Consider the following 15151-nt stretch of genomic DNA (forward strand, 5'->3'; position numbering starts at 1 on the left):
CACGCTGTTGAGTTCTCAAGGAACGGACGCTTCCTTCGGACCGCCTTCCAGCGGACCCTCCGGGCTTCGTTCTTTCGTGTTTCCAGCTTACCAGATGCTTTCCGTTCCGTTTACCGGGGGTTTTTGCATCTGAAATCTGGCGTTAACCGCCGAGTTGCGGCGACTCGCCCAACCATAGCGGGTCGGCAGCCGGAGCGCGAACCGGGGCGCACCCGGGGTCGCTCGGACGGCGGCATGATTTGTTGCTCTCGCGAGCATATACAGCAATGGTCTCGATTCGCCAAGATGCCTGTAGAGTGCGGCGCATCGGCCAGAGGACTAGACCACTAGCGGGCCGGTGAGTCGCCGGCCGGCTAGGTAGGCAAGGGCGGGGTCTTCGCCCGGGAATGTCAGCAGTTGTCCGAAGTTGACATGAATTAGGCTTCAGTTGATCGTCGCGCCGCTCCTCGCGGCCGCTCGCTGTACTGCACTTGGGAGGCACAACCATGACCACTGTGACGTCGCCGCTGACCGGCAAGATCGTGGGGCTCGCGGGCGTGCCCGACCCGGTGTTCTCGGGTGCGATGGTCGGCCCGGGCACCGCGGTCGACCCCGTTCGCGAGCAGACCACGGCGGTCGCTCCGGTGGACGGTGTCGTCGTCTCCATGCACCCGCACGCGTTCGTCGTCGTGGACGCCGAGGGCCACGGTGTGCTGACCCACCTCGGGATCGACACCGTTCAGCTCAACGGCGAGGGCTTCGAACTGCTCGTCAACAAGGGCGACACGGTGACCCGTGGTCAGGCCGTCATCAAGTGGGACCCGGCCGCCGTCGAGGCCGCCGGCAAGTCGCCGATCTCGCCGATCGTGGCACTGGAGGCCACCGCCGACTCGCTCGGCGACCTGCGGGAGGACGGCGAGGCCAAGGCCGGCGAGCAGCTGTTCAGCTGGAGCTGACCCCTTCCTTCCGACACCCGCCCCGGACGAGATGACGGGGCGGCCCCCACACACAGCGGTTCCCGGCGGGGCCGCTCATCTCAGCGGAGACAGTGACATGGAGAAGACGCTGCGCGGCGTGGGCGTGAGCCACGGGGTCGCGATCGGCCAGGTGCGGCACATGGGGACGGCGGTGCTGGAGCCCCCGGCCACCCAGATCCCGACCGAGGACGCCCCGCGCGAGCAGGCCCGCGCCCAGGCCGCCGTCGAGGCGGTCGCCGCCGACCTCGTCGCGCGCGGCAACCTCGCGGGCGGCGAGGCCCAGGCCGTGCTGGAGGCCCAGGCGCTGATGGCGCAGGACCCCGAGCTGATGGCCGACGTGTCCCGCCGGATCGCCGTCGGTAGCAGCGCCGAGCGCGGCGTCTACGACGCGTTCGCGGCCTACCGGGCGCTGCTCGCCTCCGCCGGGGAGTACCTGGCCGGGCGGGTCGCCGACCTGGACGACGTGCGCAACCGGATCGTGGCCCGGCTGCTCGGCGTGCCGATGCCGGGCGTGCCGGACAGCGACGAGCCGTACGTGCTGTTCGCGCGGGACCTGGCGCCGGCCGACACCGCGCTGCTCGACCCGACGCTGGTGCTCGGCTTCGTGACCGAGGAGGGCGGGCCGACCAGCCACAGCGCCATCCTGGCCCGGGCGATGGGCGTGCCCGCCGTCGTGGCGCTGCCCGGCGCGATCGAGGTCGCCGAGGGCACCGTCGTCGCGGTGGACGGCAGCTCCGGCGATGTCCTGCTGGAGCCGTCCCAGGAGAAGCAGGACGAGCTGCGGGCGGCCGCCGCCGCGCGCAAGGCCGCGCTGGCCGCCTCCTCCGGCCCGGGGCAGACCTCGGACGGTCACCGGGTGCCGCTGCTCGCCAACGTGGGCGGCCCGGCCGACGTGCCGGCCGCGCTGGAGAACGGCGCCGAGGGCGTCGGCCTGTTCCGCACCGAGTTCCTGTTCCTGGACGACTCGGCGAAGGCGCCCAGCGCCGAGAAGCAGGTCGAGGCGTACCGCAAGGTGCTGGAGGCCTTCCCCGAGGGCCGGGTCGTGGTCCGGGTGCTGGACGCCGGCGCGGACAAGCCGCTGGACTTCCTGACCCCGGCCGACGAGCCGAACCCGGCGCTGGGCGTGCGCGGTCTGCGCACCCTGCTCGAGCACCCCGAGGTGCTGCGGACCCAGCTCCGGTCGCTGGCCAAGGCGGCCGAGGGCCTGCCGGTGCACCTCGAGGTGATGGCCCCGATGGTGGCCGACCGCAAGGACGCCAAGGACTTCGCGGCCGCGTGCCGGGAGGCCGGGCTGGACGCCAAGTTCGGCGCGATGGTGGAGATCCCGTCGGCCGCGCTGCGCGCCAGGTCGATCCTCCAGGAGGTCGAGTTCCTGTCGCTGGGGACCAACGACCTCGCGCAGTACACCTTCGCGGCCGACCGTCAGGTCGGTGCGCTGGCCCGGCTCCAGGACCCGTGGCAGCCGGCCCTGCTGGACCTGGTCGCCGCGGCGGCCGACGCCGCGCGGGTGAGCGGCAAGAGCTGCGGGGTCTGCGGCGAGGCGGCCGCCGACCCGCTGCTGGCCGTGGTGCTGACCGGTCTGGGCGTCACCAGCCTGTCGATGGGCGCGGCCTCGATCCCCTACGTGCGGACCACGCTCGCCAAGTACACGCTGGCGCAGTGCCGCCGGGCGGCCGAGGCGGCCCGGGCCGCGGACAGCGCCGAGGAGGCGCGGGCCGCCGCGCAGCAGGTGCTCTCCGGCGAGTAGGGCGGGCAGCCGACGTAGCGACATGAGAAGGGGCGCTCCCACCAGGACGGTGGGGGCGCCCCTTTCGTGTGCCCCGGGGCCGGTCAGGCCTGGCGGTCGAGGCGGAGCCGCTCGAAGAAGCGCAGGTGCTCGATGCGGTCGACGGAGCCGGGGTTGACGGCCTGCTCCAGCGGGGTGCCGGAGAGGATGCGCTTGACCGGGACCTCGATCCGCTTGCCGGTGAGGGTGTGCGGGAGGCCGTCGACGGCGATGACCTCGTCGGGCACATGGCGCGGGGAGAGCTCGGTGCGCAGCGAGGTGCGGATGCGGCCGATCAGGTCGTCGTTCAGCTCCGCACCGGGGGCGAGGACGACGAACAGCGGCATCCAGTAGCCGCCGTCGGGCTCCTCCAGGCCGATGACCAGGGACTCGGCGATCTCGGGGAGGCGCTCGACGACCTCGTAGATGTCCGAGGAGCCCATCCGGACGCCCTGGCGGTTGAGGGTGGAGTCGGAGCGGCCGTGGATCACGACGGTGCCCCGGGAGGTGACGGTGATCCAGTCGCCGTGGCGCCAGACGCCGGGGTACATGTCGAAGTAGCTGTCGTGGTAGCGGGTGCCCTCGGGGTCGTTCCAGAAGCCGGTGGGCATCGAGGGGATGGGCTTGGTGACGACGAGTTCGCCGACGGTGTCGGTGTGCGGGTAGCCCTGGACGTCCCAGGACTCGACGGCCGCGCCGAGGCAGGGGGCCTGGATCTCGCCGAGGTGCACCGGGAGGGTGGGGACGCCACCGACGAAGCAGGAGCAGACGTCGGTGCCGCCGCTGACGGAGGCGAGCCAGACGTCCTCCTTGACCTCCTGGTAGATCCAGCGGAAGCCGTCCGGCGGGAGCGGGGAGCCGGTGGTACCGATGCAGCGCACGGCGGAGAGGTCGAGGTCGCGGCCGGGGTGGAGCTCGGCCTTGCGGCTGGCGATCACGTAGGCGGCGGAGGTGCCGAGGACGGTGGCGCCGGTGCGGGCGGCCACGGACCAGAGGGCGCCGGTGTCGGGGTGGCCCGGGCTGCCGTCGTAGGTGACGATCGTGGACCCGACGAGGAGGCCGGCCAGCAGGAAGTTCCACATCATCCAGCCGGTGGAGGTGTACCAGAGGAAGCGGTCCCGGGGGCCGAGGTCGAGGTGGAGGCCGGCCTGCTTGAGGTGTTCGAGCAGGATGCCGCCCTGGCTCTGGACGATGGCCTTGGGCAGGCCGGTGGTGCCGGAGGAGTAGAGGACCCAGAGCGGGTGGTCGAAGGGGACGGGCTCGAAGACCGGCTCCACGTCGTCGGCGACCAGGTCGTCCCAGTGCAGGGCGCCCTCGGGGGCGGGCGCGCCGAGCAGCGGGACGTGCACGACGGTGTGCAGGCTGGGGAGTTCGCGGCGCAGCTCGGCGACGACCTCGGTGCGGTCGTGGTCCTTGCCGCCGTAGTGGTAGCCGTCGATGGCGAAGAGGACGGCGGGCTCGATCTGCTGGAGGCGGTCGAGGACGCTGCGGGCGCCGAAGTCGGGGGCGCAGCTGGTCCAGACCGCGCCGACGGCGGCGGTGGCGAGCAGGGCGACGGCGGCCTGCGGGACGTTGGGCAGGTAGGCGCTGACCCGGTCGCCGGGGCCGATGCCGCGGGCGCGCAGGGCGGCGGCGAGCGAGCCGACCTGGCGGCGGAGCTCGGACCAGGTGAGGACGGCCGGCTGCTCGGTGGTCTCGTCGAGGTGGAGGATCGCGGGGCGGTCGGCGTTGGCCGGGTCGTCGGCGGCGCGCAGGGCGTGCTCGGCGTAGTTGAGGCGGGCGCCGGGGAACCAGCGGGCGCCGGGCATGGCGGCGTCGGCGAGGACGGCTTCGGGGGCCCGGGTGAAGCGGACGTCGAACCACTGGGTGATCGCGGTCCAGAACCGGTCGAGGTCCTCGGTGGACCAGGCGTGCAGGTCCGCGTAGCGCTCGGCGGCCTGCTGGTCGTCGGCGGCCGGGGCGAGCGGGGCGGCCGGGGCGCCGTGGTGTTCGGCGGCCCAGGCCTGGAAGGCCACCAGGGTGGTGGCGGCGGCGCGAGCGGGGTTGGGGCGCCAGAGCGGCTGGTCCTGCGGTGGGGTGCTCACGGTGGTGGTCTCCCGGCCGGTGGTGGGGACGGGAGCGCTCGTGGCAGACCCGTCCGGTTGGGCTGTCGGTGCAGACCATGCCATGTGATCGCCCGCCGCGCCAGGGTCGGCCGGTGGGTCAGCGGGGGGTGAACTCGCCGCTGAACCAGCGGCGCAGGACGCCGTTGTGGAAGTCCCAGACGAGCGGGGTTTCGGCGGTGGCGAGCAGCCAGCCGTCGGTCTCGTCGGTGGGGCGCGAGGGCGGGAGGTCGGCGAGCGGGCGGGCCGGGAGCAGTCCGCAGAGCATCACGAAGCGGCCGTCGGGGTCGGAGGCGGTGTGGATCAGGGTGACCTCCGCCGGGTCGGCGGTGATGCCGGTCTCCTCGTGCAGCTCGCGCACGCAGGCCTGCTGCCAGCTCTCGCCGTAGTCCATGTAGCCGCCGGGGAAGGCGAGTTCGCCGTAGCCGGGCTCGATGGTGCGGCGGATGACGACCAGGGCCGGGTCGGCGTCGGGGCGGGTGACGGGGAGGACGGTGATCGCGACGGGCAGCGGGTTGCGGTAGCTGATCTCGGCGCAGCCGGGGCAGGTGCGCGGCCAGGCGCGGGTGTCGGCCGGGTAGGGCGTACCGCAGAAGTGGCAGTGCGAGAAGGGCCGGTGGGCGGTCTGCTGGGCTTCGTCGGCGGTCGTCGCTTCGTCAGTGGTCATGGCCGGATGGTAGCCCGATCGGCCGAGGGTGCCGCCGGGGGCCGCGGACCCTCAGCGGGAGCCCGCGTCGTCGGCTGTGCTGTCGGTCGCGTCGTCGTCGGCCGTGCCTTCGCGGGCGGGGCGGAGCAGCGCGGGGTGCAGCAGGCGGGCGTCGCCGGCGTGGTAGGTGCGGGCGCGGGGGCCGCCGCGGGCTCCGCCGCGCTCGGTGGTGGTGCCGGTGCTCTCGACGAAGCCGGGCACGGACAGCACCTTGCGGTGGAAGTTGCCGGGGTGGAGCTTCTCGTCCCAGACCGCCTCGTAGACGGCGCGGAGGTCGGGGATGGTGAAGTCGTACGGCAGGAAGGCGGTGGCCAGCGGGCTGTACTCGAGTTTGGCGCGCACCCGGTCGAGGCCGTCGGCGAGGATGCGGGCGTGGTCGAAGGCCAGCGTGAGCGGGCCGGGGCCGGTGCGCCCGTCGACGCCACCCCCGTGGGTGTCGGCGGGCACACCGGCGGTTCGGGACCGGCCGCAGGGCCGGAGGTCCAGGTCGGAGACGGGGTGCCAGGCGGCGGCCGCGGCGTCCGTTCCGGCCTGGGGGTCGGGCAGGTCTGGGGCGAAGGCGAGGTAGGCGACCGAGACGACGTGCATCCGCGGATCCCGCTCGGAGGTGCCGTAGGTGCCGAGCTGCTCCAGGTGGAGGCGGCAGAGCCTGGTCTCGGCCTCGGAGGCGCTCTGCAGGCCCGTCTCCTCGGCGAGCTCGCGGGCGGCGGCCTCGTCCAGGCCCTCCTCGCCAGCGCGCAGGAAGCCGCCGGGCAGCGCCCAGCAGCCCTGGTAGGGCGGGGCGCCGCGTTCGACGAGCAGGACGTGCAGGCCGCCGTGGCGCAAGGTCAGGGCGACCACGTCCACGGTGACGGCGACCGGGGTGTAGGCGCGCGGGTCGTACGCGGCGAGCCACTCCTCCTCGGCCCCGGGCCCGGTGGGGGGCGGCTGGTCGTCCGCTGCCATCGCCGGGCTCCTTTCCGTCGTCGCCGGTGCCACCGGGCCTGCCGTGCCGGTGCTGGATCGTCGTCCGAGGTCCGTTCCGGCCGTTGTGATCAGGCCGTTCTTCTCGGGCTGAGCACAACGTAGCGAGTGCGTTCCCCGGCGGCAAATGGTTTTCCTGCCCGGCGGGGGTCTCCGCCTCTAGGCTGTGACCAGGAACTCTGCCCGAGGAGGACGCCATGCCCACTGCTCCCCCGCCGGACTTCGCCGCCGCGCTGGCCGCCGGTCCGCTGGTGCTCGACGGAGGGATGTCGAACCAGTTGGCGGCGGCCGGGCACGACCTCTCGGACGGGCTCTGGTCGGCGCGGCTGCTGGCGGACGACCCGCAGGCGGTGGTGGCGGCGCACCGGGCGTACTTCGCGGCGGGCGCGGACGTCGCGATAACCGCGAGCTACCAGGCGAGTTTCGAGGGCTTCGCGCGCCGCGGGGTCGGCCGGGCGCAGGCCGCCCGGCTGCTGGCGAGCAGCGTGGAGCTGGCCCGGGAGGCGGCGCGCCCGGAGCCGGGCGGGCGGCGGCGCTGGGTGGCGGCCTCGGTGGGCCCGTACGGGGCGGTGCTGGCGGACGGCTCGGAGTACCGGGGCCGGTACGGGCTGGGCGTCGCGGAGCTGGCGGACTTCCACCGGCCGCGGCTGGAGGTGCTGGCGGCGGCCCGGCCGGACGTGCTGGCGCTGGAGACGGTGCCGGACGTGGACGAGGCGCGGGCGCTGCTGGGGCTGGTGCGCGGGCTGGGGGTGCCGGCCTGGCTGTCGTACAGCATCGAGGGCGACCGGACCAGGGCCGGACAGCCGCTGGCGGAGGCGTTCGCGCTGGCCGCCGACGTGGACGAGGTGGTCGCGGTGGGCGTCAACTGCTGCACGCCGCAGGACGCGGACCGGGCGGTGGCGGTGGCCGCCGAGGTGACCGGGAAGCCGGTGGTGGTCTACCCGAACAGCGGGGAGAGCTGGGACGCCGGCCGTCGGGGCTGGCGCGGCGAGCCGACCTTCCGCTCGGCCCGGGTGGGCGGCTGGCTGGCGGACGGCGCGCGGCTGGTGGGCGGCTGCTGCCGGGTCGGGACGGACGGGATCGCGGCGCTGGCGGCGGAGGTGACGGTGCTGCGGGCGCAGTGCGCGGAGGCGGTGGGCTGACCTCGCGGGCGGGGTGAGGCCCGGCGCGGGGCGGTGAGGACCGGCGCGGGGTCACGTGTGCACGCCCCGGCCCGGACCTGGGCGCACGGCAGGTGAACACGGGGTCGAGGGCGGGTTACCCGGGGGGAAGGTGCACGGAGTCGGGGCGGCCTGGCAGACTCGTCCCGTCACCACTGTGGTCGACAATGTCGACCGCCTGTCAGCGCGGAGGTTCCCATGCCCGGCCCGATCCAGTCGCTTTCCCGGGCCGCCGCGATCATGCGCCTGCTGGCCGGCGGCGAGCGCCGGCTCGGCCTGTCCGAGGTCTCGACGGCACTGGACCTGGCCAAGGGCACGGCGCACGGCATCCTGCGCACGCTGCAGCAGGAGGGGTTCGTCGAGCAGGACCCGGAGACCGGCAAGTACCAGCTGGGCGCCGAGCTGCTGCGGCTGGGCCAGAGCTACCTGGACGTGCACGAGCTGCGGGCGCGGGCGCTGGTGTGGGCGGACGACCTGGCCCGGGCGGCCGGGGAGACGGTCTACCTGGGCGTGCTGCACCAGCAGGGCGTGCTGATCGTGCACCACGTGTTCCGGCCGGACGACACCCGGCAAGTGCTGGAGGTGGGCTCCATGCAGCCGCTGCACAGCACCGCCCTGGGCAAGGTGCTGGTGTCCTACGACCCGGTCGCGCGCGGCGAGTTGGGCGACGGCCCGTACGAGTCGTACACCGTGCGCACGCTGACCGAGGCGGCCGACGTGGACGCCGAGTGCGCGCTGGTCCGGGAGCGCGGCTGGGCGGACTCGATCGAGGAGACCTGGGAGGGCGTGGCCTCGATCGGCGCGCTGATCCAGGACCGGCGGCGCAACCCGGTGGGCGCGGTCTGCATCAGCGGGGCGGTCGAGCGGGTCTGCGAGGACGGCTTCGTGAAGCCCTCGCTGGTGGCCTCGGTGCGCAGCGCGGCGCGGGCGATCTCCCGCGACCTGGGCGCCGGGCGGTTCTGAGCACATCCACGGGCGGCTCGCGGAGGGCCGTCGATTCGTCACGCTGAGGCGCGGACGGGCGTAGGCCTGTCCGCGCCTCTGGCGTTTTGTCCTGTTTCGGGGCGCTCCGCTCGGTAACGTCGACGGACCTGTCGGGGTCAGGGTCACAGCTCCGTAACCCTGCCTTGACGCGGGGGCGACCTGGGGAGGAAGCTTCCGCATGACGGTCGACATTGTCGAACGATGGCCGGAGAGATCACTCCCACAGTGCGCTCACCCGCACAACGATCGACCGGCCGCCTGCCCCCACCCACCCTCCGGGCCATATGGACAAGGGAGTCTTTGTGTCCGCGTTCTCCAACGGCGACGTCTTCGTCGGCGAAACCCTCGGCACCGCCGCCCTGATACTTCTCGGCGGTGGCGTCTGCGCCGCCGTGACCCTCAAGAAGTCGAAGGCCGTCAACGCCGGCTGGCTGGCGATCACCTTCGGCTGGGGATTCGCGGTCCTCATCGCCGCCTACATGTCGGCCCCGAAGTCCGGTGCCCACCTCAACCCGGCCGTCACCATCGCCCTCGCGGTCAAGAGCGGCGAGTGGAGCCAGGTGCCGCTCTACCTCGGCGCCCAGCTGCTCGGCGCGATCATCGGCGCCGTCCTGGTCTGGGCCACCTACCTGGGCCAGTTCAACGCGAACAAGGAGCCCACCCTCGGCATCTTCTCGACCGGCCCCGAGATCCGGAACCCGGTCCAGAACGTGATCACCGAGGTCATCGGCACCTTCGTGCTCTGCTTCGCGATCCTCACCATCGGCACCAACAGCGGCCTCTCCCAGTCCGGCACCGGCACCCTGATGGTCGCCTTCACCGTCGTCGGCATCGGCCTCTCGCTGGGCGGCCCGACCGGCTACGCGATCAACCCGGCCCGTGACCTCGGCCCGCGCATCGCGCACGCCCTGCTGCCGATCCCGAACAAGGGCGGCTCCGACTGGTCGTACGCCTGGATCCCGGTCGTCGGCCCGATCCTGGGCGGACTCGCGGCCGGCGGCCTCTACAACGCCATCTTCTAAAGGACGGGTTCGACCCCGCCGCACACGGGGACTGACCGACCGACGCGTCAGGCCCACCCACCCCGTAACCCCCGAACCCGAGCCGAGGACCCTCCCCATGACCTCCACCGGTAACTACATCGCCGCGATCGACCAGGGCACCACCTCCAGCCGCTGCATCATCTTCGGCGCCGACGGCCGGATCGTCGCCGTCGACCAGCAGGAGCACCGGCAGATCTTCCCCCAGCCCGGCTACGTCGAGCACGACGCCGCCGAGATCTGGACCCGGGTGCAGTCGGTCGTCCGCGGCGCGCTGGAGAAGGCCGGCCTGACCAAGGACGACATCCGCGCGATCGGCATCACCAACCAGCGCGAGACCACCGTCCTGTGGGACAAGAACACCGGCGAGCCCGTGCACAACGCGCTGGTGTGGCAGGACACCCGCACCGAGGGCCTCTGCCGCGAGCTGGGCCGCAACGTCGGTCAGGACCGCTTCCGCCGCGAGACCGGCCTCCCGCTGGCCAGTTACTTCGCCGGCCCGAAGATCCGCTGGCTGCTGGACAACGTCGAGGGCCTGCGCGAGCGCGCCGAGGCCGGCGACATCCTGTTCGGCACCATGGACACCTGGGTGATCTGGAACCTCACCGGTGGTGTCGACGGCGGCAAGCACGTCACGGACGTCACCAACGCCAGCCGCACCATGCTGATGAACCTGCACACCCTGCAGTGGGACGACAAGATCGCCGAGTCGATGGGCGTCCCGATGTCCGTCCTGCCGGAGATCCGCTCCTCCGCCGAGGTGTACGGCGAGGCCGTCGGCGACCTGGCCGGCGTCCCGGTCGCCTCCGCGCTCGGCGACCAGCAGGCCGCGCTGTTCGGCCAGACCTGCTTCGACGAGGGCGAGGCCAAGTCCACCTACGGCACCGGCACCTTCCTCCTGCTGAACACCGGCGAGAAGATCGTCAACTCGTACCACGGCCTGCTGACCACCGTCGGCTACCGGATCGGCGACCAGGCCCCGGTGTACGCCCTGGAAGGCTCGATCGCCGTCACCGGCTCGCTCGTCCAGTGGCTGCGCGACCAGCTCGGCATCATCTCGACCGCCGCCGAGATCGAGACCCTCGCCAACACCGTCGAGGACAACGGCGGCGCCTACTTCGTCCCGGCCTTCTCCGGCCTGTTCGCCCCGTACTGGCGCTCCGACGCCCGTGGTGTGATCGCCGGTCTGACCCGGTACGTCACCAAGGGCCACCTGGCCCGGGCCGTCCTGGAGGCCACCGCCTGGCAGACCCGCGAGGTCGTCGACGCCATGCAGAAGGACTCCGGGGTCGAGCTCACCGCCCTCAAGGTCGACGGCGGCATGACCAGCAACAACCTGCTCATGCAGAACATCGCCGACGTCCTGGACGCCCCGGTCGAGCGGCCCTACGTGGCCGAGACCACCGCCCTCGGCGCCGCCTACGCGGCCGGACTCGCCGTCGGCTTCTGGAACGACCTCGACACCCTGCGGGCCAACTGGCACCGCGCCGCCGAGTGGACCCCCCGCATGGACGAGGCCACCCGGGAGCGTGAGTACAAGAAGTGGCTCAAGGCCGTGGAGCGCACCATGGGCTGGGTGGAGGAAGAAGAGAACAACTGACCGACAGCCGGTCGGGGCCCCGTGCCCCGACCGGCCGCCCGCCGTTCCGGCAGCGGGTGTCACCGCGTTTCACCGGCCCGCCGCACCGGGCCGACCGGCCTCTCCCGCAGAGGCCGCACCGCACACGAGAGGAGTAACGGCGCCGCCCGACCCGCGCGCCGTACACAACCACCATGGCAACCATCCCGACCCTGGGCGCCGAGCGCACCGCCGGCCACACCGCCTCCCGCGCCGAGACCCGCGAACTGCTCGGCAAGGCCACCTACGACCTGCTGGTGATCGGGGGCGGCATCCTCGGCACGGCCGTCGCCTGGACCGCGTCCCAGGCCGGCCTGAAGGTCGCCATGGTCGACGCCGGCGACTTCGCCGGTGCCACCTCCAGCGCCTCCTCCAAGCTCGTCCACGGCGGTCTGCGCTACCTGCAGACCGGCGCGGTCAAGCTGGTCGCGGAGAACCACAAGGAGCGCCGCGCGCTCTCCACCGACGTGGCCCCGCACCTGGTCAACCCGCTGACCTTCTTCGTGCCCGTCTACAAGGGCGGCCCGCACGGCGCCGCCAAGCTCGGCGCCGGCGTCTTCCTGTACTCGGCGCTGTCCGCCTTCCGCGACGGCATGGGCCGGGTCTCCACAGCCGCGCACGCCGCCCAGCAGGTGCCCGCGCTGCGCACCGAGGGCCTGCGCTCGGTGGCCGTCTACGGCGACCACCAGATGAACGACTCGCGCGTCGCCGTGATGACCGTGCGCGCCGCCGTCGACGCCGGCGCCGTGGTGCTCAACCACGCCGAGGTCACCGGCCTGCGCTTCACCGGCGGCCGGGTCACCGGCGCCGAGCTGCGCGACCGCCTGGACGGCAGCGAGTTCGGCATCGACGCCCGCCTGGTGCTGAACGCCACCGGCCCGTGGGTGGACCACCTGCGCAAGATGGAGGACGCGGGCGCCGCGCCGTCGATCCGCCTCTCCAAGGGCGCCCACGTGGTCGTCAAGCGCCGGGCGCCGTGGCGCGCCGCGCTGACCATCCCGATCGACAAGTACCGCGTCTCCTTCGCCATCCCGTGGGAGGACCACGTCCTGCTCGGCACCACCGACGAGGAGTACACCGGCGACCCGAAGGACGTCCGGGCCACCGAGGCGGACATCGACCAGATCATGGGCGAGGCCGCGCACGCGATCCGCGACGAGCACCTCGACCGCGACCTGATCACCTACTCCTTCGCCGGCCTGCGGGTGCTCCCGGGCGGCCCGGGCGACACCGCCGCCGCCAAGCGCGAGACGGTCGTCACCGAGGGCCGCGGCGGCATGCTGTCGGTCTCCGGCGGCAAGTGGACCACCTACCGGCACATCGGCCGCACCGTGCTGGAGAAGCTGGCCCACGTGCCCGGCACCAGCCTCGGCGAGGACATGTCCCCGATCGCCCCGACCGTCCCGCTGCCGGGCGTCGGCGCGCCGAACGCGGTGGCGCACCGCCTGCTGATCGACCGCGACCCGGGCTCGCGGATGGAGCCGCTGGTGGCCAAGCACCTGGCCAGCCACTACGGCACCCTGTCCTTCGACATCGCCCGCATGATCGACGAGAACCCGGAGCTCGGCCGGCCGATCCACGAGGACGGTCCGGACGTCTGGGCGCAGGTCGCGTACGCGGCGGACAACGAGTGGGCGTACACCACGGACGACGTGCTGCGCCGCCGCACCACCATGACGGTGCGCGGTCTGGACACGCCGGAGATCCGGGCCGAGGTCGAGGCCTTCCTCGCGAAGCGCGGCACCAAGTAGGCACGGCCGGGCGAAGCGCGGTAGCGCGCGGGTCCTCCGCGGCGGGCGGGCGTTCGGGGTCTTCCCCGGGCGCCCGCCCGCCGTTTCGCCGTGCGGCCGTTCGGCTGTACGGCTGTACGGCTGGTCCGTCAGACCGGGACGCCGGCCTTGACCACCCGCTTCGGGTGGAGGTCGGACCGGGTGAGGACGGTGAGGTCGGCGAGCGGGTCGCCGTCGAGCACCAGCAGGTCCGCGTGGGCGCCCGGGGCGAGGGTGCCGATCTCCCCCGCCATGCCGAGCAGCCGGGCCGCCGTGGTGGTCGCCGAGCGCAGCACGTCCGCGACCGGCTGGACCCGGGCGCGCAGGGTGAACTCCTCCAGCTGGGCCGGGTGCAGCGGGCCGAGCAGGTCACTGCCGTAGACGAGGTCGACGCCCGCGCGGTGGGCGCGTTCCAAGGCCTCCAGGCCCCGGTCTCGGACCTCGGCGAGCTTGCCCAGCGAGGCGGCCGGCAGGCCGGAGGCGGCACCGAGCCTGGCGGTCTCCTCGTAGGCGACCAGGGTGGGCACCAGGAAGGCGTCCTTCTCCAGCAGCAGGGCGATCGTGCCGTCGTCCAGCAGGTTGCCGTGCTCGACGCAGCGCACGCCGGCCCGCAGGGCGCGGTCGATCGCGCGCGGGTGGTAGGCGTGCACGGTGACGTAGCGGTTGTGGTTCTCGGCCTCCTCGACGACCGCGCGGATCTCCTCCTCGCTGTACTGGACGGCACCGATCTCGTCGTGCGGGGAGGCGACGCCGCCGGAGAGCAGCACCTTGAGGTGGTGGGCGCCCTTGCGGAACTCGTCCCGGGCGGCGGTGCGCACCGCGTCCACGCCGTCGGCGATCCGGGCGAAGTTCGGGCGGGACTCGCAGCAGGGCAGCACGTCCTCGCCGAGCGGGCGCAGGTCGCCGTGGCCGCCGGTCTGGGACAGCGCCTTGCCGCCGTGCAGCAGCCGCGGGCCGGGTACCAGGCCCTCGTCCAGGGCCCGGGCCATCCCGTGGTCGGCGCCCCCGACGTCGCGGACGGTGGTGAAGCCGCGGCGCAGCATCCGCTCGGCCTCGGCGAGGGCGCGCACGGTGGCGTAGCCGGCAGTCCAGTTCGCGAAGTCGGGCAGGTCGAGCGAGGTGATCAGCAGGTGGACGTGGGCGTCGATCAGGCCCGGCAGCACGGTGCCGCCGGCCGCGTCGAGGACCCGGACGTCCTCGCCGGCGGCGGGCGGGCGGCCGGTGCCGGTGGCGGCGATCCGGCCGTCGGCGGCCTCCAGCCAGCCGAGGTCGGTGCGGGTGCCGTCCTCGGGGTGGAGCAGGTGGGCGTTGGTGATCAGCAGTCGACTCACGGAGCGGCTCCTCGTTCAGTACGGCTCGTATTGAATACGACTCGTACTGAATACACCATGTATCGTTCTCCCGTGAACCCGCCCCCCGCCGACACCGCCCCCCGACCACCCAGACGCCGCATCCACACCCGGGCCCGGCTGCTGGCCGCGGCGAGCGAGCTGTTCCTCTCCGTCGGCTTCGCCCGGACGAGCATCGAGGACGTCTGCGCCGCCGCCGGCTACACCCGCGGCGCCTTCTACTCGAACTTCGGCAGCAAGGAGGACCTGCTGCTGGCCCTCTTCGACGACCAGGCGGGGCAGCGGCTGGCCGAGCTCGCGGAGCTGGCCGCCGCCTGCGAGTCGCTGGCGCCGCGGGAGCGGGCCCGGCGGTTGGTGGAGGCGCTGCTGCGGGTCGAGCCGGCGGAGACCGGGTGGATCCTGCTGTTCCTGGAGTTCCGGCTGGTCGCGGCCCGGAGCCCGGCGCTGGCCGAGCAGGTCGCCGCGCACGACCGGGCGGTCGCGGCCGCGCTGGCCGGGGTCCTGGAGCGGAACCTGCCGGAGCTGGTGCCCCCGGGCGCGAGCGCCGGGCAGGCCGCGGCGGTGGTCCTGGCGGCGCGCGAGGGGGTGCTGGCCCGGACGGCGGCGGGCGGCGCGGCCGCGGAGGAGCTGCTGGCGGCGACGGCGGCGGTGCTGTCGGGGCTGCCGGGGCGCTGACCCGACTCCTGGCACGGCCGGGAGGCCGGAAACGCCGAGGGGCGGCACCCGTACGGTCACGGGT

At 73.5% G+C, this 15151-nt stretch carries 12 protein-coding genes; 8 read left to right on the forward strand and 4 right to left on the reverse strand.

Features of this window, described 5'->3' with window-relative positions; genetic code table 11:
• Positions 1–485: 485 nt before the first annotated feature.
• Positions 486–935, forward strand: a complete 450-nt coding sequence (locus ACFCY1_RS40555; protein ID WP_049657699.1) for a PTS glucose transporter subunit IIA — start codon at positions 486–488, stop codon at positions 933–935.
• 97 nt (positions 936–1032) lie between these two features.
• A complete protein-coding gene (gene ptsP, locus ACFCY1_RS40560) occupies positions 1033–2703 on the forward strand; it encodes a phosphoenolpyruvate--protein phosphotransferase (RefSeq protein ID WP_049657698.1) in 1671 nt (556 codons plus the stop codon).
• 83 nt (positions 2704–2786) lie between these two features.
• Here ptsP and ACFCY1_RS40565 read toward each other — a convergent pair whose 3' ends face one another.
• The 3 genes from ACFCY1_RS40565 to ACFCY1_RS40575 form a co-directional block, all read right to left on the reverse strand.
• Positions 2787–4805: an acetoacetate--CoA ligase gene (locus tag ACFCY1_RS40565; RefSeq protein ID WP_375877746.1), complete on the reverse strand. Its 2019-nt coding sequence runs from the start codon at positions 4803–4805 to the stop codon at positions 2787–2789.
• Between the two features lie 118 nt (positions 4806–4923).
• Positions 4924–5490 carry an NUDIX domain-containing protein gene (locus ACFCY1_RS40570; RefSeq protein ID WP_049657694.1) on the reverse strand — a complete coding sequence of 189 codons (567 nt, stop codon included), beginning with the start codon at positions 5488–5490 and terminating at the stop codon, positions 4924–4926.
• A gap of 51 nt (positions 5491–5541) precedes the next feature.
• Positions 5542–6474 (reverse strand): NUDIX domain-containing protein, encoded by a 933-nt coding sequence (locus ACFCY1_RS40575; protein ID WP_375877747.1) that lies wholly within the window; start codon positions 6472–6474, stop codon positions 5542–5544.
• 215 nt (positions 6475–6689) lie between these two features.
• On the opposite strand from ACFCY1_RS40575, the gene mmuM reads away from it, so the two are divergent.
• From mmuM to ACFCY1_RS40600, 5 genes are all read left to right on the forward strand, one after another.
• Positions 6690–7634 (forward strand): homocysteine S-methyltransferase, encoded by a 945-nt coding sequence (gene mmuM, locus ACFCY1_RS40580; protein ID WP_074006349.1) that lies wholly within the window; start codon positions 6690–6692, stop codon positions 7632–7634.
• A 216-nt stretch (positions 7635–7850) separates the two neighbouring features.
• A complete protein-coding gene (locus tag ACFCY1_RS40585; RefSeq protein WP_049657378.1) occupies positions 7851–8615 on the forward strand; it encodes an IclR family transcriptional regulator in 765 nt (254 codons plus the stop codon).
• A gap of 323 nt (positions 8616–8938) precedes the next feature.
• Positions 8939–9658, forward strand: coding sequence for an MIP/aquaporin family protein (locus ACFCY1_RS40590; protein ID WP_375877748.1), 720 nt, complete (start codon positions 8939–8941; stop codon positions 9656–9658).
• Between the two features lie 97 nt (positions 9659–9755).
• Positions 9756–11276, forward strand: a complete 1521-nt coding sequence (gene glpK / locus ACFCY1_RS40595) for a glycerol kinase GlpK (protein WP_049657375.1) — start codon at positions 9756–9758, stop codon at positions 11274–11276.
• Positions 11277–11449: 173 nt separating this feature from the next.
• Positions 11450–13045 (forward strand): glycerol-3-phosphate dehydrogenase/oxidase, encoded by a 1596-nt coding sequence (locus ACFCY1_RS40600; protein ID WP_049657374.1) that lies wholly within the window; start codon positions 11450–11452, stop codon positions 13043–13045.
• Positions 13046–13173: 128 nt separating this feature from the next.
• On the opposite strand, the gene ACFCY1_RS40605 is transcribed toward ACFCY1_RS40600, so the two are convergent.
• Positions 13174–14394, reverse strand: coding sequence for an amidohydrolase family protein (locus tag ACFCY1_RS40605; protein ID WP_049657372.1), 1221 nt, complete (start codon positions 14392–14394; stop codon positions 13174–13176).
• 72 nt (positions 14395–14466) lie between these two features.
• Here ACFCY1_RS40605 and ACFCY1_RS40610 point away from each other — a divergent pair, with 72 nt between their 5' ends.
• Complete coding sequence (locus ACFCY1_RS40610; protein WP_074006351.1) at positions 14467–15087, forward strand: TetR/AcrR family transcriptional regulator; 621 nt, start codon at positions 14467–14469, stop codon at positions 15085–15087.
• Positions 15088–15151: the final 64 nt, after the last annotated feature.

Origin of the sequence: Kitasatospora sp. NPDC056273 (assembly GCF_042268845.1) — a bacterium.
Lineage (GTDB): Bacteria > Actinomycetota > Actinomycetes > Streptomycetales > Streptomycetaceae > Kitasatospora.